Origin of the sequence: Polycladospora coralii, from assembly GCF_014773435.2 — a bacterium.
GTDB classification, from domain to species: domain Bacteria; phylum Bacillota; class Bacilli; order Thermoactinomycetales; family Thermoactinomycetaceae; genus Polycladospora; species Polycladospora coralii.
Window position 1 is genome coordinate 445610 of the sequence record NZ_JACXAG020000002.1, and the last position, 16466, is coordinate 462075.

At 38.9% G+C, this 16466-nt stretch carries 19 protein-coding genes and 1 other RNA gene; 16 read left to right on the forward strand and 4 right to left on the reverse strand.

Translation table 11 applies throughout. The features are described 5' to 3' along the window. The first annotated feature begins 51 nt into the window (after positions 1–51). From IC619_RS06415 to rnpB, 4 genes are all read left to right on the forward strand, one after another. Entirely contained in the window at positions 52–1476 is a 1425-nt protein-coding gene (locus IC619_RS06415) for a M1 family metallopeptidase (protein ID WP_191138927.1), read from the forward strand. A 57-nt stretch (positions 1477–1533) separates the two neighbouring features. Beyond that, positions 1534–2238 (forward strand): tRNA (adenine(22)-N(1))-methyltransferase TrmK, encoded by a 705-nt coding sequence (locus tag IC619_RS06420; protein WP_191138926.1) that lies wholly within the window; start codon positions 1534–1536, stop codon positions 2236–2238. Further along, entirely contained in the window at positions 2229–3335 is a 1107-nt protein-coding gene (locus IC619_RS06425) for a Nif3-like dinuclear metal center hexameric protein (protein WP_191138925.1), read from the forward strand. Before IC619_RS06420 ends, IC619_RS06425 begins: the two co-directional genes overlap by 10 nt. Positions 3336–3430: 95 nt before the next feature. Then, positions 3431–3837, forward strand: an RNA gene (rnpB, locus tag IC619_RS06430) — RNase P RNA component class A. 44 nt (positions 3838–3881) lie between these two features. Here rnpB and IC619_RS06435 read toward each other — a convergent pair. Beyond that, entirely contained in the window at positions 3882–4856 is a 975-nt protein-coding gene (locus tag IC619_RS06435; RefSeq protein ID WP_191138924.1) for a beta-propeller fold lactonase family protein, read from the reverse strand. Between the two features lie 153 nt (positions 4857–5009). Here IC619_RS06435 and IC619_RS06440 point away from each other — a divergent pair, with 153 nt between their 5' ends. The 4 genes from IC619_RS06440 to IC619_RS06455 all read left to right on the forward strand — a co-directional run bounded on the left by IC619_RS06440 (position 5010) and on the right by IC619_RS06455 (position 7510). Continuing rightward, the gene (locus tag IC619_RS06440; RefSeq protein WP_191138923.1) at positions 5010–5300 is read left to right on the forward strand and encodes a hypothetical protein; all 291 of its coding nucleotides are present in this window, start codon (positions 5010–5012) and stop codon (positions 5298–5300) included. 82 nt (positions 5301–5382) lie between these two features. Then, on the forward strand, positions 5383–6447 hold the full coding sequence (locus IC619_RS06445) for a M42 family metallopeptidase (RefSeq protein ID WP_191139348.1): 1065 nt from the start codon (positions 5383–5385) through the stop codon (positions 6445–6447). Positions 6448–6581: 134 nt separating this feature from the next. Beyond that, on the forward strand, positions 6582–7196 hold the full coding sequence (locus IC619_RS06450) for a DedA family protein (protein WP_191138922.1): 615 nt from the start codon (positions 6582–6584) through the stop codon (positions 7194–7196). 26 nt (positions 7197–7222) lie between these two features. Further along, the gene (locus IC619_RS06455; RefSeq protein ID WP_191138921.1) at positions 7223–7510 is read left to right on the forward strand and encodes a 2Fe-2S iron-sulfur cluster-binding protein; all 288 of its coding nucleotides are present in this window, start codon (positions 7223–7225) and stop codon (positions 7508–7510) included. A 14-nt stretch (positions 7511–7524) separates the two neighbouring features. Here the strand turns inward: IC619_RS06455 and ftsW are convergent, their stop codons facing one another. Continuing rightward, positions 7525–8682: a putative lipid II flippase FtsW gene (gene ftsW, locus IC619_RS06460; protein ID WP_191138920.1), complete on the reverse strand. Its 1158-nt coding sequence runs from the start codon at positions 8680–8682 to the stop codon at positions 7525–7527. 216 nt (positions 8683–8898) lie between these two features. Here ftsW and IC619_RS06465 point away from each other — a divergent pair, with 216 nt between their 5' ends. Beyond that, on the forward strand, positions 8899–9174 hold the full coding sequence (locus IC619_RS06465) for a hypothetical protein (RefSeq protein WP_191138919.1): 276 nt from the start codon (positions 8899–8901) through the stop codon (positions 9172–9174). A 51-nt stretch (positions 9175–9225) separates the two neighbouring features. On the opposite strand, the gene IC619_RS06470 is transcribed toward IC619_RS06465, so the two are convergent. Then, entirely contained in the window at positions 9226–10443 is a 1218-nt protein-coding gene (locus IC619_RS06470; protein WP_191138918.1) for a cation:proton antiporter, read from the reverse strand. Positions 10444–10908: 465 nt separating this feature from the next. On the opposite strand from IC619_RS06470, the gene IC619_RS06475 reads away from it, so the two are divergent. The 6 genes from IC619_RS06475 (at position 10909) to IC619_RS06500 (ending at position 15448) form a co-directional block, all read left to right on the forward strand. Next, a complete protein-coding gene (locus IC619_RS06475) occupies positions 10909–11598 on the forward strand; it encodes a zinc metallopeptidase (protein ID WP_191138917.1) in 690 nt (229 codons plus the stop codon). 81 nt (positions 11599–11679) lie between these two features. Next, positions 11680–12243 (forward strand): YhcN/YlaJ family sporulation lipoprotein, encoded by a 564-nt coding sequence (locus tag IC619_RS06480; RefSeq protein ID WP_191138916.1) that lies wholly within the window; start codon positions 11680–11682, stop codon positions 12241–12243. Between the two features lie 139 nt (positions 12244–12382). Beyond that, the gene (locus tag IC619_RS06485) at positions 12383–12661 is read left to right on the forward strand and encodes a DivIVA domain-containing protein (protein WP_191138915.1); all 279 of its coding nucleotides are present in this window, start codon (positions 12383–12385) and stop codon (positions 12659–12661) included. A gap of 14 nt (positions 12662–12675) precedes the next feature. Further along, entirely contained in the window at positions 12676–13989 is a 1314-nt protein-coding gene (dacB, locus tag IC619_RS06490; protein ID WP_191138914.1) for a D-alanyl-D-alanine carboxypeptidase/D-alanyl-D-alanine endopeptidase, read from the forward strand. 85 nt (positions 13990–14074) lie between these two features. After that, a complete protein-coding gene (locus IC619_RS06495; RefSeq protein ID WP_191138913.1) occupies positions 14075–14545 on the forward strand; it encodes a DUF4190 domain-containing protein in 471 nt (156 codons plus the stop codon). 264 nt (positions 14546–14809) lie between these two features. Further along, on the forward strand, positions 14810–15448 hold the full coding sequence (locus IC619_RS06500; protein ID WP_191138912.1) for an O-methyltransferase: 639 nt from the start codon (positions 14810–14812) through the stop codon (positions 15446–15448). Between the two features lie 64 nt (positions 15449–15512). Here IC619_RS06500 and IC619_RS06505 read toward each other — a convergent pair whose 3' ends face one another. Beyond that, entirely contained in the window at positions 15513–15785 is a 273-nt protein-coding gene (locus tag IC619_RS06505; protein WP_191138911.1) for a PGPGW domain-containing protein, read from the reverse strand. A gap of 94 nt (positions 15786–15879) precedes the next feature. Between IC619_RS06505 and IC619_RS06510 the strand changes: the two genes are divergently transcribed. Beyond that, complete coding sequence (locus tag IC619_RS06510) at positions 15880–16446, forward strand: beta-class carbonic anhydrase (protein ID WP_191138910.1); 567 nt, start codon at positions 15880–15882, stop codon at positions 16444–16446. Positions 16447–16466: the final 20 nt, after the last annotated feature.

The following is a 16466-nucleotide window of genomic DNA, read 5'->3' on the forward strand; positions in this document are numbered from 1 at the left end:
ATGGGCAAGCTATGTTGAGAGCAAACCTATAGTGATAAGGAGTTATGACAGATGAAGCGTCCCCTTTTTTCGTTTAGCTTAAGTTTTGTATTAATCATCATGGCAATCAGCCATCTTTTTCAATTTGATCACGAGAAATCCGTAATTAGACCACAGTATCAAATTGAAGCCCGTTATAATCCGGATCAGCAGGAAGTGGCGGGTAATATGAATGTCACCCTACATAATAATGAAAAAAACGCGATGAAGGAAGTCTACTTTCGCGTTTATCCCAATGCTTTTCGGGATTGGAAGTATGGAAAAGAGTACAAGCCGAATGAGCCAGGTTTTATTGATATAAGTGATGTCGAAGTGAATGGGCAAAAAGTGAAATCAGAGATAAACGAAACGGTGATGCGCATTCAGCTTAACAAGCCACTTCAACATGGGGACAAAGTCGCAATTAAAATGAAATATCAACTCCATCTACCTGAGGGGGGTACGAGATTAAACACCTTTAAACATACTGCCTTTTTGGCGCAGTGGTATCCTATGTTAGCCGTTAGAGATCAAGATGGATGGCACACAGAACCTTATACCACGACTGGAGACCCTTTTTACACACAAATGTCTGATTTTGAAGTCACTTTTCATACGCCAAAGGGTTACCGTGTCATTTCCAGTGGGAATGATATAGATCACTCAAAGCAAAAGATAACACTTAAACAAAGCAATATCCGTGATTTTGCAGCTGTACTTACAACAGATTACAAAGTAAAACGTGCTCAAAGTGGCAAGACAAAAGTGAATTTATGGTATTTAGATGGAATGGAAGATGTAGTGCCCACTTTACTAGAATCAGCTGTTTCGGCCATGAAATTTTATGGAGAAAAATTTGGTGAATATCCCTATGAAGAAATTGATGTTGTGCTGGGCGAAACGGGTTATGGAATCGCGGGAATGGAATATCCGGGTCTTGTTACCTCTGTACCTACGATAAAATCGGCTAAGGGAGAAGTGCCTGCTGTAAATGTAGTCGTTCATGAACTGGCACATCAATGGTGGTATGCAATGGTCGGAAACAATCAAGTGAAGGAACCGTGGTTAGATGAAGGCATTACCACATTTTCTGAGTTCTTTTATATGAAAGAGAAGATGAAGCAAGATGAGCAAGACTTGTTAATTCGAGCTTCAAAGCGATCCGACGAAATTAATGATGCAGTAGGCATTACATCAGTTGAAAACGTATATCGCTATCCAGATGCAGCTTATGCACTGATGGTATATATCAGACCTGCTGCCATGATGTTTGACTTAATGGATCAAGTCGGCGAAGACAAAGTGATGGAAATACTAAACCGCTACTTTCACACTTACCAATATAAAACAGCGACTACAAAAGACTTCATTCAAATCGCGAACCAGACCTTGGGTAAAGATTATACACCCTTCTTCGAAAAATGGCTGTACTTCAAGGATCAAAAAGAGTCGTCTTAGACGGCTCTTTTTGGTGTTATACTATTAGCAGAACCAGATGAAGGAGCGATTGATGAAGTGGAAGAGCAGTATGTGATATCGGACCGGCTTAAAACGATTGCCAGTTATATACCTGAGCATAAACGAGTAGCAGATATTGGTGGAGATCATGCTTTGCTTCTGATGTACTTGGCTAAGCGTCACCAATTGCAACACGGGATTGTGGGTGAATTAAATGAAGGCCCCTTTCAAAATGCGAAGACGCGTGTTCAGGCCTTTCAGTGTGATTCTTTAATAGATGTGCGGTTAGGGAATGGGCTATCTATCCTTTCACCTCATGAAGTGGATGTTGTCGTTATCGCTGGAATGGGTGGAAATTTAATTACACAGATTTTAGAAGAGGGGAAGCCATCTCTTATCGGAGTACATACTTTAATTTTGCAACCGAATATTAGTAGTGGTTTAATTCGGAAATGGTTGGTTAAAAATGGCTTTCGTATTCATCAAGAGACAATCGTGAAAGAGAATGATATTTTATATGAGATTATTGTAGCGATACAAGAGACAAGTGATGAAATCAAACCTGAAATCTTATACGATATGGGGCCGATGCTATGGAAAGAGCGCCATCCTTTATTGAGAGAAAAAATCGAATACGAAATCAATAGTAGAAAGCGTGTACTGAATCAGTTAGAAAAAGGAAAAACAGCGCAGGCGATCAGTCGGAGGCAACAAATACAAAATGAATTATATCAGTGGGAGGAAGCTTTAACATGTCTTTAAACGGTCATATGCTAATCAAAACCTTGAATCAGCTGGCACATCCTAAATTAGCTGTTCCTAAGGATAAAATTGGATTGCAAGTAGGTCGTCCGGATGCACCAGTTGATGGCATATTCATTACTTTAGATGTGACAGAAGCAGTAGTGGATGAGGCGATAGCACTAGGGGCCAATTGGATTGTAGCTCACCACGCCGTAATTTTTAATCCATTAACAGAAATTCGAACAGACCAGGAAAAAGGGAGATTACTCGCAAAGCTCTTGCAACATAACATGCAAGTGTTTATAGCGCATACCAATTTAGATACAGCATTGGGCGGAGTAAACGACGTATTGGCTGAGAAGCTCCAATTAGCGCATACTGAAGTTTTGATCCCACATTATCATGAACCATTGAAAAAACTGGTTGTGTTTGTACCTGAGACGCATATTGAGCAAGTAAGGGAAGCGATCTCAAAAGCAGGAGCAGGTCATATCGGGCGTTATAGCCACTGTACTTTTAATCTTGCTGGGGAAGGTACGTTTATGCCACAAGAAGGTACTTCGCCTTACATCGGTCATGAAGGTAAACTTGAACAGGTACGAGAAATTCGATTGGAAACCATTATTACCGGGGAAATAGAAGATCAAGTCCTTCAACATTTGTATGAAGCACATCCCTATGAAGAAATCGCTTATGATATTTATCTCCTCGAGAATAGGGGAACTGCATATGGATTGGGGAGAATCGGAGACCTTCCTCGAGAAATGACGGTCAAGCAGTTCGCAGCATACGTAAAAGAGTGCTATGGTGTAAAAGGTTTACGTGTCGTTGGTCGGTCGGATGGTTTAGTCCAAAGAGTGGCGGTACTGGGCGGATCAGGAGGGCGTTATTTTGATCATGCAAAACAAAAGGGTGCAGATGCTTATATTACAGGTGATATCGACTTTCATACCGCACAAGATGCACTTGCATCAGAAATGGTTATGATTGATCCTGGGCATCATATTGAGCATTTAGCCATGGCACAATTTGCAGAACATATAAGAGAAAAACTAAAGCAGACGATACCCATTCACGTTTCTAAAGTAGACACCAATCCGTTTTGGTTTGTATAAGATGATGATATAGAAAAAACATGAAAATGAACACATGGTATAGGGTCAGGTTGATTAACTAGTCTAAATTTGTTACAATGACATCTGTTATTGGGAAAGTAAACGAGGTAATCGCCGGTGGACAACCGCAAGGTGCCACGGGAGGAAAGTCCGGGCTCCATAGGACAGGGTGCCGGCTAGCGGCCGGTGGGGGCGACCCTAAGGCTAGTGCCACAGAAATGTAGACCGCCGATGGAGACGATTTGTCTCACAGGTAAGGATGCAACGGTGCGGTAAGAGCGCACCAGCAGCATGGAGACATGCTGGCTAGGTAAACCCCACCTGGAGCAAGACCTGATAGGGAATCATATGCTGTGGTCCGCAGCGATTCCGGGTAGGTCGCTTGAGCTATATAGCAATATATAGCCTAGACAGATGATTGCCACTCCATGAGGTGGGAGGTATACAAGCTACCACTAAAACCACTAGGAGTACAGAACTCGGCTTATTGTTTGCTTTCCATAGTAGCTTGTACAGACGAGACGCTCATTCGGCGTCTTCTTTAATTTAAGGACAGTAAGTCGGTGATAAGACAGCCACACCACGTGGGAATTTCCCTACAGGAATGGTTCTGAGTTCGGTTCGTTTCACGGTGTCTATTACATAAACACTATTTCTGATTGAATTCGGAATATAGGCTCTTTTTCCATCCTTAGTAAAAGCAATATCTTCGGGCCGACCTGCAGTCAAATCAAAGCCATCCACTACTGTCTGGGCCTTAATTATCGCGATAGCGGGCTTAGAAATATTGGGATTTTTTGAGGTGGTTCCGTATCCGACATATAATTCATTCTCTACAGCTGGATTAAAGCGAACCCCAATGGGATCGTTACCAATTCCTTGATTGATATTAATTACATTTTGACTACTGGTGATAAAAGCGACACTCGATTGAAGATTCAGGGTTGTATAGGTTCGCGTTCCATTGGTATCTACTAAAATGGGAAATACACCTGCTGTTATGCGATTGCTTTCCATGTTGATAGATGTGTCAACAACGGAAACGAAGCCGGGTAAACGATCTGAGTTTTCATTGGAGCAAGCTACATATAATGTCGATCCATCTGGAGAAAGTGCACTGCCATTGGGATTGGGAGCAACGGGAATTTTTTTATGCTCAAGGAGTTGATGATTTATCACATCAATAACGCCAACGGACGAATCATTAAAATTGGTAACGAAAGCTAAAGTTCGGTATCGATGATCTTCCTGCAAAACAGAGCCGATCGAAATATAGACGGGACCTGAAAAACCGTCGATTTTTTGTATCACGGTGTTGGATTTTGTATCAATAACAGCTACATTGTTATCTAAAAAGTTGGCTACGAATGCTTTGCGACCATCGGGGCTAAAGGCAATACCAGCTGGATCATTCCCCACATTTTTAATCGTTTTAACTACCTTTTGACTTTTATCACTAATAATAGATACAGAATTGCTATTACTGTTGGTAATATATATGAGCGTATCCGAAATGGGCATTGTGATCTCCTCCTTTTTATTTGTGTACATGATTATTTCTATTCCGTATGTAAAGATAAGGTATAAGCAAATATATAGCAAACAGGTAAATGAGGTATTTTAATAAGTAGTCTTGTCTATACTATAGAAAATACGAATAAAGGTTGCATGCCTATGCATTCACAATTTTTCACATACGATGCGTATAAAGAGCGCTATCAATTATTTTATAGTGATCCAGATACAGAAAAGCCAAATATGTTAGCTCCAGCGCAATTTACAGAACAACTGCAACTGCTTAAGGATAGCTATCAAGTGTACGATGATTTAGTACAAATGGGTCGCATTCAGCAAGCATCGACTTATTTTTATTCTGTCGTCAACCATCTAGAAAATCAACTGGCGATAGCAGATGCATCTGATAATTTAAATATTCAAGTTGTTGATCCCGAGTCTCTCACCTGAGAGGCTTTTTTTTAGGAGGCTGAAGTATAAAACGGATAAATCGGCAGAGATTATAAATAGACGATAAGGAAGGGTGATGTTGATGCGTTTGTTGCAAGAATTAACAGAAGCGAGTGGAGTTCCTGGTTATGAAGGGGAGGTGCGTCAAATTGTACATCGGGAACTGAAAAAAATTCAATCTGAACTGATTACAGATGGCTTGGGCAGTATATTTGGTGAAAGGAAAGGAACCGAAGCTGGACCACGAATCTTATTAGCTGGTCATCTCGATGAAGTAGGGTTTATGGTAACGGAAATCACAAAAGGTGGGTATTTGCGTTTTTCGCCACTTGGCGGTTGGTGGAGTCAAGTGTTATTATCACAGCGAATTCATATTGTAACGGAGGAACGAACATTTACTGGAGTTATTGGATCAAAAGCACCCCATATATTAACAGCAGAGGAACGTAATAAAGTTTATCCCATGCGGGAAATGTTTATCGATGTAGGAGCTCATAGTGATGAAGAGGTAAAAAAATGGGGAATCAGAGTGGGAGATCCGATTGTGCCTGTTTGTCCTTTTGAAATACTACCCGATCAGGATACCATATTAGCTAAAGCTTTAGATAATCGCGTTGGTTGTTATATGGCTTTAGAAGTATTACGTCAATTACAGACTGAACCCCACCCAAATACAGTTATAGCAGGTGCGACTGTTCAAGAGGAAGTTGGTTTACGAGGAGCCACAACTGCGCCCTATCGTACAAAGCCAGATATCGCTTTTGCTTTAGATGTAGGTGTGGCAGAAGATGGGCCAGGAAGTGAAGGGAACCAGAAAGCGAAGCTAGGCAAAGGTCCTCTCATTACTTTTTTAGATGCAACCATGATTCCCAACATTCAGTTGCGAAATTTTGTCATACATGTCGCTGAAGAGTTGGATATTCCCTATCAAGTTGATACGATGCTGGGCGGGGGAACTGACGCTGGCAAGTTTCATATTTATCATGGGGGAATTCCGGCGCTGGTGATTGGAGTGGCGGCTAGATATATTCATAGTCATACCTCAATGATTAGTAAAAAAGATTTAGAGTTATCTATTCAGCTATTAGTAGAAGTAATTAAAAGAATAGATGGCGAAGAGATGAATAAAATGATTAAATATGTGTGAACACACAAATATCTCCTTCAGGGAGATATTTGTTCCATTTAGGGAACATCGTAAGTAAAAGCGTGCATCTTTTTTGCTATTAAAAAATATGATATCCTAAGAGCAGTCGATGAATTAGTAAATGAGGTAATTCCATGGAACAATCATTAATAGATTTGTTACAGCAATTTGGTTATATCGGTATTTTTTTATTTTTAGTTTTAGGAATTGTCGGGTTGCCACTGCCTGATGAACTGATGATGACGTTTCTTGGCTATTTAACCTCAATTGGTCAATTAAATTTGTTTCTAACTTATATGAGTGCACTATTGGGGTCAGCTTGTGGTATTACGATCAGCTATCTATTGGGAAAAAGATTAGGCTATCCATTTCTTAAAAAGTATGGAAGTAAGTTTTTCATTACGAGAAGACGGATGTTGATCACGCAAGTTTTGTTTCGCAAATATGGTACTTGGCTACTTTTTGTAGGTTACTTTATTCCAGGAGTACGTCATGTTACAGCTTATATAGCTGGCATAACACGGATATCATTTCTTAGGTTTTCCATATTTGCCTATACAGGAGCCATCGTTTGGTGTTTTACGTTTATTGGTTTAGGTCATGTTCTTGGAGCGAACTATGAGGTTGTATTTATGTTTCTACATAAATATGGCACCCGTGCGTTGTTTATCGTGGTGCCGATTGCAGCAATATGGACAGGCTGGTATTTCTGGAATCAAAACCAAGGAAAATCACTCCAGTCCAAATAAACAGATTGTTAAAAGGAGAGGGGAAAATGCCGACAGTAAAAATCAATCATGCAGATGCATGTGATGAAATAGAAGTTGAGGAGCAATCTAATTTACTGCTTGCCGCAATATCACAAAATGTACCCATTCCTTTTCGCTGTACGACGGGTCGATGTAAGACCTGCCTGATCGAAGTTGTGGATGGGATTCAAAATGTAAATGAGATGACTGAAATTGAAATCGCCTATAACGAGGAGCATCAATTATCAGATGATTTCCGATTGGCATGTCAAACTTTTGTGTATGGAGATATAGAAATAAAGCCTACAAAATAGAATTGTAGGCTTTTTTAAGTGATGGGTAGTGGTTGTTGAGTAGGTTGTTTACTTTTATTCTTTTTAGCGGACACACGCTGACGTGAGATATTAAGTAAAATTCCCAGTTCGACTAGCTTTAATATAAGTGCTGTTCCACCATAACTAATAAGGGGGAGCGGAACGCCCGTAACTGGTAACAATGCCGTTACCACACCAAGATTTGCGATTGTTTCGATCGCAAATAGGGAAATAATACCGATTCCTAGCAACGTTCCAAACTGATCAGGCGCTTGAATAGATAAAAATACACCACGTAAAATAAATGCAGTTGCAGTAAGAATAAATAATAAACCGCCGATAAAACCAAGCTCTTCTGAAATGATAGCGAAAATAAAATCGGTGTGTGCTTCCGGTAAATAATCCAACTTTTGAATACTTTCACCGAGACCAGAACCAGTAAGTCCACCAGGTCCTACGGCCATCAATGCTTGCTGGATTTGATATCCATCACTACTTGAATTGGAGAAAGGATCTAAAAATGTGAGGACACGTGCTAGTCGATACGTTCCGGATAGCATGACAACTGTTAATACAGGAATAGCGGATAGCATTAACCAGGTTAAATGCTTCATTTTGATACCTGCACAATACATCATTACACTACAAGTCGCAAATATAAGTACGATTGCACTAAAGTGGGGCTGAAGGATTAATAAGAAGCATATAAAACCGATTACAAAAATTGGCGGTATAACGGCTCTTTTAAATTGGTCAATTATGGGCTGTTTTTTGACCATAATGGAGGCTGTATAAATAATTATGCCGAGCTTTACATATTCAGATGGTTGAAAAGAAAAAATACCTAAATCAATCCATCGGGTAGACCCATTCACTTTAAATCCAACCAATTTAACCATGATCAATGAGAAAATGCAAAATAACAGAATCGCACCGACATGCTTTTGATAGATCTGGTAAGGGATTTTGGAAACAATAAAGAAAAGGACAATTCCTACCAATGCAAAAGATAATTGCTTCTTAAAGAAATAGGACGAATCATTAATTGCGGGATCAGTATAGCCTTCGAAAAAACTAGCACTAAATATCATTACAAGTCCAAATCCGAGCAACAAAAAGGTTAAAAATATAAACCAGTAGTCGGGTCTCCCCCATTTTTTTTTCTTTTTCAAATCAAAAACCCCTTCGTACATTTAATATGGTGTGTATGTATGAGATTATAGTAACATGAATAGATAGGTTGAATAAGCAACTTATTATCGGTATGATTTTTATTAACAGTGTAGCCTGTTCAAAGATCATTTACACATGATGCATGCTTTGAATTTTTCGCTTTTCACACTGGAATCTCCTTTGAAAAAATAAAATGAAAGGATGGACGAACGATCATGCGCATAACAAGTTTAAGCTTAAATATTAAAGAGGATGACTATGAATTATACGAGAGCGAGCTATGCAAAAAAGGCTGGCAGAAAATAGGAGGCCAGCATGTATATCGAAAAGCTTTTCAAGATACTGAAGTTGAATTAAAAGAACACGTTCCAACCTTCGGCACTGAAATCACTTTAAAAGTTTCAGCACGAAATGAGGACGGAATTGAATTGAATATTCTATCCGATTTATTAGCAGAATTAGCAAACGCAGATAAAACAGAAGATGAGTAAAAAAGCATGTCACTCAATCATTTCAAAATGGAATTGAGTGACATGCTTTTTTCATTTTGAAACCGTTTTAGAACCACTTTTTGTGTCTGTGAAAAATAGCTTTAATAAAGGTGGCGTAACTAAAGTTGTGGCCAATACGATAACGACTGTTGTCGTAAATAGTTCGTCACTGATCAGTCCTTTAGATAAGCCAATCGTCCCAACGATAAGTCCAACTTCCCCACGTGCAATCATGCCTGAGCCGATTCCAAGCGAGCTACGATTACTAAAGCCAGCGATCCTGGCACCAATGGCACCACCAACCAATTTAGTCAATATCGCCACAATGGTTAGTGCGACGATGAGTAATAAGTTTGAAGCGTTAATACCGGCTACATTTGCAATTAAACCGATACTTACAAAGAAGATGGGAACGAAAAAGGAGAATGATATCGTTTCAACTTTTTCAAAAAGCTCATGGTTAAACTTTGTGAGACTGAGCATTAGCCCAGCAAAGTAGGAGCCTACAATTCCAGCGAGCCCAAACATTTCTGCAGAAAAAGCAAAGCCAAGTGCACACACGATTCCAAATGTCAAAATGACTTCTGTTGTTAGTAACCGTTTTCCCCATTTGAATAAAGGTGGTAGCACAAAACGTCCCACAATGACAACCAAGAAGAAAAAGGTTAATATTTTTAAGACAAGGATGACGATATCCATTACACTGCCGCTTTCTCCACCAGCAAAACCAATCACGACAGATAATATGATGATGCCAAGTACGTCATCTAAGACGGCAGCACCTAGAATCGTCACGCCCTCTTTCGATTGCATTTTCCCCAATTCTCTTAACGTCTGTACTGAAATACTTACACTCGTTGCTACCAGCAGTGTTCCCATGAATATTGATGTGGTAACAGATAAGTCAAACAGAAGACCAATGAGGAAACCGCCAATAAACGGTAGAATCACACCATTTACTGCAACTAAGGAGGATCCATATGCTGTTTTTTTGAATTCATCAATGTCTGTTTCTAAACCAGCCAAGAACATGAGCAAGATAACACCAATCTCAGCTAATTCCTCGATTAGAGGGGTGATTTCAAGCCATCCAAGTAGGCTTGGTCCTAATATCACACCAATAAGTAATTCACCCATGACAGCTGGTTGTCCCAATTTCTTGCTGATATGTCCTGCTATTTTTACTGCAAATAAAATAAGAACAATTTCATACATAAAATGTACTTTATCAAAAGTTTCCGTGTCTACGAGTTGATTGAATATATCCATACCATACCTCCTTTTTTGCGTTTATTATATGTAGGGACTTATATTTAGAAAGACAGGATCATCAGAGGTGATGAATCTCATTTTTCCACATGCTTAAGTATGATGGTAATGGGTTCGAAAATCACTCCTTATGCAATAGATCATCAATCTCTAAGTTATAATATATATTTACCCAAATCGAGGGGTGAAAATCCACTTTAAGAGTTGATATCCGTTTTTGAAAATAGTTCTGCCTATTATAACAAATTCACAAAACTTAATCCAAAGGAGCTGATATGCGTTTCTCTATTTGAGGTTTCATATCTTTCCAATTATGTTTGTATGCTAGCTTAATTAGAAATATTGACAAAATCACCAGTACAATCTAACTAAAAATAGAAAAAATAAGATGTTGGAAGAGAAATGGTTTTAAAATGATGATTGTAAGGAATATTAACTGTATAGTATCTAAAGGGGGGGAATCATATGGCAAATCTCCTATTTATCATCTCCATGGTATTTGGACTTGGGATTACCTTATGGGCACAATTCAAAGTAAAGCGCAATTTTAATAAATGGTCAAAAGTTCAAGCTAAATCGGGTTTGACTGGATATCAAGTCGCACGGGAAATTTTAAATCAGAATGGCTTAAGTGAAGTGTATGTCGAGCCGGTACGCGGAAAGTTAACCGATCATTATGATCCTACTTCTAAAACCATTCGTTTGTCTGAGTCGGTCTACGATTCACATTCCATTTCAGCGATCGCAGTCGCTGCGCATGAATGTGGTCATGCGATTCAGCATCAACAAGGATATGGGGCGCTTGTGTTTCGACATAATATGATTCCGATATTAAATATTACTTCCGGAATGGCTCCCCTATTTTTGATTGCGGGTATTTTGTTTCAGTTATCTGGGATGCTTGTTTTAGGAATTGCTTTCTTTGCCGTTGTCGTTTTGTTTCATGTGGTAACTTTACCTGTAGAGTTTAATGCCAGCTCGAGAGCAAAACAAATTATGACTAAAAGTAATATGATACGCGGAATAGAAGAAGAACGTGGTGTAAATAAAGTACTGGGAGCCGCTGCATTTACTTATGTCGCAGCAGCATTAGTTGCACTGATGGAGTTACTTCGTTATCTATTTATTCTTTTCTTACAGCAAAATGATGATTAGTGATCCAAAAATAGGGATTAGACTTTTTACATAACCCGCTTTGTTCTTCAAATAATAAAGAACAACAAAGGGGGTTTTTTTATGGGTAATAATCAAAAGAAAATGATCATCTCAGTTCTGGCCACAACATTTCTGTTAGGAGCAGTGGGCTGTGCTAAAGAAACAACTGAAGAAGCACGTCAGCTCGACAATGACAAATATCAGCAAGTTCGCTTTGACGATTACCAAAATAAAGAACGTTATGGTGTTCGGAAAATGGTAGAAACAAATCGTCCTGAAAGAATGGGAACCAACGACATGATGGCGCGAGATGTTTACACAGCAGATCGTGTATCGACAGCGGTAAAAAAACTACCAAGCGTTCAATCTGCACAATCATTAGTGGTTGGAAATAATTGTTATGTAGCGATTATGTCTAAGGATGGATCTACCAATGTAGAAATGACAGATCAAATGAAAAAAGAGGTAGCAGACAAAGCACGTGCCGCTGATCCAAAAATCAAAGATGTATACGTATCTGCTAACCCAGAATTTATGGCTCAGATGCGTTCTTATGCGAATGACCTGCGTGATGGTAGTCCAGTTGATGGGTTGATGTCCAATTTAAAAGAAACCATTAAGCGCACCTTTCCTGAAGCAAAGTAATTAAATATCTATCTTACTACAGACAAATGGCATATCAATGATATGCCATTTGTCTGTAGTAAGATGTTAAATCACTTGAGCAAATGAAAATATCATATATAATGAAGTGTATGAATATATATTATGTAGGAGTGAAATAATGAAACGTTTAACACCAATGGATATCTTTAACAAAGACTTTAAACATGTAATGAGAGGTTATGACATAGAAGAAGTGAACCACTTTTTAGATGTCGTCATTCGGAACTATGAACAATTAATCCAAGAGAATGAACAATTAAAAGAGCAGATTAGTTTACTAAAGAAAAATCAAAATAATACTACTTCACGACAGTCATCCAATCAAGGTGATTATGATGAGGTTATTCACGATATTTTACGACGGCTTGATCGAATTGAACAACATTTTAGACGGTAAAAAGGGGTATCTGTATGATTCATGGTTTGCGAGAGCTCGAATCCAATTGGCGTAGGCAATTTGGAGAAGCTGAAGCTTTGGTCGGATACGCATTACGAAAGATTGATGATAACAAGATATATCGATCAAATGCACAAATATGGATGATACCTGCTTCTAACTTAAAACTATTTACATCGATTATCGCTTTACAGGACTTAGGTAAGTCATTTCGGTGGCATACTGCTTTTTATTTTAGCGGCACGACAGTTTGTGTAAAAGGGGCCGGGGATCCTACATTAAATTGGGCTCAACTTCTTGATATTGTGAAACAACTAAAGAAACAAGGTTTAGCTGAGGTTAATCACATCGTGATCGACGACTCAAATCATACTGACTCTAATTGGGGAGAAGGTTGGATGTGGGATGACTTAAATACTGGTTTTGCTGCCCCGATACACGCCATTAATTTTGCTTTTAATGCCATTCCATTTCATATTGCAGGTGATCTTAGATCGTACTATCAAGCGGATCTTCCATATCTGGAAGCGACATTGCGTAATGATGGTATCGTTAAAAGCGATAGTAAAGATAGTCATTATAAGATTAAACGATTGAGGGGTGATTATGCATACGCCATAAAAGGAACCATAGAACAACGTCATACATACATAGAAGTTGCAGTACCCGCTGGTCCTGAATTTTTTGTGCATGCATTTAAGCAGGCACTAAATCGAGCAAATATAAAAGTAAGTACATCATTAAAAGTTGAATATCGTGCACTGGAAAGAAAGGAATTTCGTAAGGATTCTGATCAACTATTACATACTTCTGCTCCTCTTTCGCAAATGATAAAAGACGTGAATCAAGATAGTAAAAACATAGTGGCTGAACTTTTGTTACGTTCTTTAGACCAATCTTCCGCTGGAACTTTATCTTTACAAATCGGATTAAAGAAATTGAAACGATTTCTACTGGCGAGCGGTTTTAAAAATGAAATTCGAGCGGTTGATGGGTCTGGTTTATCTTTTCATAATCGTGTGACAGCGCAAATGACTGAAAAGATACTTTATAATATGATGGAAAGCGCTCATTTTCAATTGTTTTATGAAAGTTTAGCCACTTGGGGTCATACAGGAACCCTAGCTGAACATAAACCGTTTCCTAAACCTTGGAATGTCATCGCTAAGACTGGATCATTAAAGGGTGTGAAAACATTATCTGGCTACATTTGCAAAAATTCTAAAATTCGCTTTGTATTTTCGCTTATGCTCAATGGATTGCATCGTAATCTGAGTGGGGAAGCTTTTCAAAAAATATGGCTTCAAAAAGTAATGGACAGCGATTAGAGATTATACTGGCGGATATTTACTCTGTTTTTTCGTCGAGATTGTCACATACTAATGACTAGATCGGGCGAAAAGGAGGGTGAACATGGCAAAAAATAAACGTAATAAAAAATCACAGCATTTAGCTGAGCGTATGGAAAGTCAAAAATACGGGATGGATATAGCACCCATTCAATCAGATGTGGCTGTAGATGAGGAAGTCGCTGCTGAAATTGCACCTACTGGTAGAGAACATCATGAGGATCAAGGTGATTACAAAACGGAATTTGCTCAAGATGTAGCACCGATGCCTGCCGGGTTTTCTGGAGACAGAGAAGGTAGTGAAGAACAAGAAGTTGACGAAGAAACAGACAGTGGACGTGGACTTGGTATTGCAGCAATTGTTCTATCCCTGTTATCGTTCTTCTTTTTACCCTTTATCATGGCATCCGCTGCTATTATCGTAGGGATAATCAGTGTACGTAGAGGAAGTGCACTAGGCTGGTGGGGCATTAGCATTGGAGTCATCGCAATGATAATCATGTTAATCGCAGCACCATTTAGAGCCATATTTTAGCGACAGGAGGCTGTTCAGTTTTGGACAGCCTCTTCGTTGTGTGAGTCATTCCATATCAATGACCTATATGCAACCATACGCTGGTTAGGGCGTTTCAGACCATCGTCTGACTTCATCGTGTCATATATAGAAAAATCGTGAAAATCGACAATATAAGTGATGTGAAGCATTTTTATTTGGTAAGCGTCCTTGGTAAAATTTATTGCTGACTGATTCACATTAGCGTTACAATGAGTGTGAGATTGCATATAGGAGGATAACAAGATGAAAAATGAAGTGAACTACATAAATGACTTGTTTGTACAGGAAGACGACGTCTTAAAAAACATTATTACGGGGCTAGATGAAAGAGAACTTCCTCAAATTTCGGTATCACCAGAAGTAGGTAAAGTGTTATATATGCTCGCCAAAATTTCTGGGGCAACACATGCACTGGAAATAGGTGGACTCGGTGGATATAGTACCATCTGGATTGGACGTGCCCTTCCAGAAACAGGTGAGATTCTTTCACTTGAATTAAAACAGGAACATGTTGACTTTGCCTTAGAAAATGTGAAAGCTGCTGGCATGGAAGATCGTATTTCCTACCTAGTGGGTGATGCAGTAGAAAGTCTAGACCAGCTGACCACGGAAGGTAAAAAGTTTAATTTCTTCTTTATTGACGCAGATAAGCCTAACTATATGTTTTATCTAGAAAAAGCAATTCAGCTAGCCATGCCTGGTGCGCTTATTGTGGCGGATAATTTATTTCAAGGTGGGAGAATATTTGATGAAGAGGATGATAATCCGTCTCCAGTGGCTATCCGCGCTTTTAATGAGAAAATCGCGGTTGATCCACGTCTAGAGTCCACCATATTAACAGTTGGAGATGGACTTGGAATTTGCCGTGTGAAATCGGTGTGAGATCAGGGGTGTTCATTATCCAAAATACACGATGTATTTGATAGATATGAAAAAAAGAGGGCGTTTATCTAACCCTCTCTTTTTGAAAAGCAAATGGGACAAGTCGCTTAACCTTACGAACAAATGCTTGGGATTTCGTCGAAATTGCTGGATACCTTTGATTTAAATGGGTTAATAACTTCTTCGCTTTAGGAGAATTAAAGGATAAGAAATATAACCCGATAATCAGGAAGAGAATTCCTTGTAAGACAGGCAAAAATAGACCTAAGATTCCCAGGAAAATAAAAATCCAACCCAACGTATTTAAGATGATTCGTTTGATGTTTGCAGCTATCAATTGCTCTTTTCTCCTTTGGAATCCATTATTGTATAGCCTAAGTATAAACAAGTTTGTCCAATCTTTCAAAAAAAATTAAAGGCTGGTGTGATGTATGGAGAAGTTAAAACAAATCCTTGCTTTTAATGAACAATTTGTAGAAACTAAGGGATATTTGCCCTATATGAGCGATAAATTTCCCAATGCTCGATTATTAATTGTAACATGTATGGATACGCGGTTAACTGAATTATTACCGCAAGCGATGAATATAAAAAACGGTGATGCTAAAATCTTACGGGTAGCAGGAGCGATGATCACTGAACCCTATGGTAGTATTATGCGTAGTGTATTAGTGGCTGTTACCCAACTCAAAGTAGAAGAAATTATGGTGGTCGGACATCATGATTGTGGGATGGTGGGACTTGAAGGAGAGCAGATGATTCGATCGCTACAGCAAAAAGGAATTTCACTTGAAAAAATGAAGCAATTTGATAAACCAGGAGAAACCGTTGAAGCGTGGCTAACGGGTGTAAATAGTGTAGAAGGTGCGGTATTAAGGAGCGTTCAGATGATAAAAGAACATCCTTTGTTCCCGCATGATATTCCAGTACACGCCTTAACCATCACACCAGATACTGGGAAATTAGAAGTGATTCATGTGGAAAACAGCGTATCATAATAAAAACCAATCTGAATAGA

Bases quoted from the DNA above. Each gene is read 5' to 3' on its own strand.
- IC619_RS06470 (WP_191138918.1), bottom strand. From the start codon at position 10,443: ATGGATATATTCAATCAACTCGTAGACACGGAAACTTTTGATAAAGTA.
- IC619_RS06435 (WP_191138924.1), bottom strand. From the start codon at position 4,856: ATGCCCATTTCGGATACGCTCATATATATTACCAACAGTAATAGCAAT.
- IC619_RS06440 (WP_191138923.1), top strand. From the start codon at position 5,010: ATGCATTCACAATTTTTCACATACGATGCGTATAAAGAGCGCTATCAA.
- IC619_RS06500 (WP_191138912.1), top strand. From the start codon at position 14,810: ATGAAAAATGAAGTGAACTACATAAATGACTTGTTTGTACAGGAAGAC.
- IC619_RS06485 (WP_191138915.1), top strand. From the start codon at position 12,383: ATGAAACGTTTAACACCAATGGATATCTTTAACAAAGACTTTAAACAT.
- IC619_RS06425 (WP_191138925.1), top strand. From the start codon at position 2,229: ATGTCTTTAAACGGTCATATGCTAATCAAAACCTTGAATCAGCTGGCA.
- dacB (WP_191138914.1), top strand. From the start codon at position 12,676: ATGATTCATGGTTTGCGAGAGCTCGAATCCAATTGGCGTAGGCAATTT.
- IC619_RS06495 (WP_191138913.1), top strand. From the start codon at position 14,075: ATGGCAAAAAATAAACGTAATAAAAAATCACAGCATTTAGCTGAGCGT.
- IC619_RS06480 (WP_191138916.1), top strand. From the start codon at position 11,680: ATGGGTAATAATCAAAAGAAAATGATCATCTCAGTTCTGGCCACAACA.
- IC619_RS06465 (WP_191138919.1), top strand. From the start codon at position 8,899: ATGCGCATAACAAGTTTAAGCTTAAATATTAAAGAGGATGACTATGAA.
- IC619_RS06475 (WP_191138917.1), top strand. From the start codon at position 10,909: ATGGCAAATCTCCTATTTATCATCTCCATGGTATTTGGACTTGGGATT.
- IC619_RS06455 (WP_191138921.1), top strand. From the start codon at position 7,223: ATGCCGACAGTAAAAATCAATCATGCAGATGCATGTGATGAAATAGAA.
- IC619_RS06415 (WP_191138927.1), top strand. From the start codon at position 52: ATGAAGCGTCCCCTTTTTTCGTTTAGCTTAAGTTTTGTATTAATCATC.
- IC619_RS06445 (WP_191139348.1), top strand. From the start codon at position 5,383: ATGCGTTTGTTGCAAGAATTAACAGAAGCGAGTGGAGTTCCTGGTTAT.
- IC619_RS06450 (WP_191138922.1), top strand. From the start codon at position 6,582: ATGGAACAATCATTAATAGATTTGTTACAGCAATTTGGTTATATCGGT.
- IC619_RS06510 (WP_191138910.1), top strand. From the start codon at position 15,880: ATGGAGAAGTTAAAACAAATCCTTGCTTTTAATGAACAATTTGTAGAA.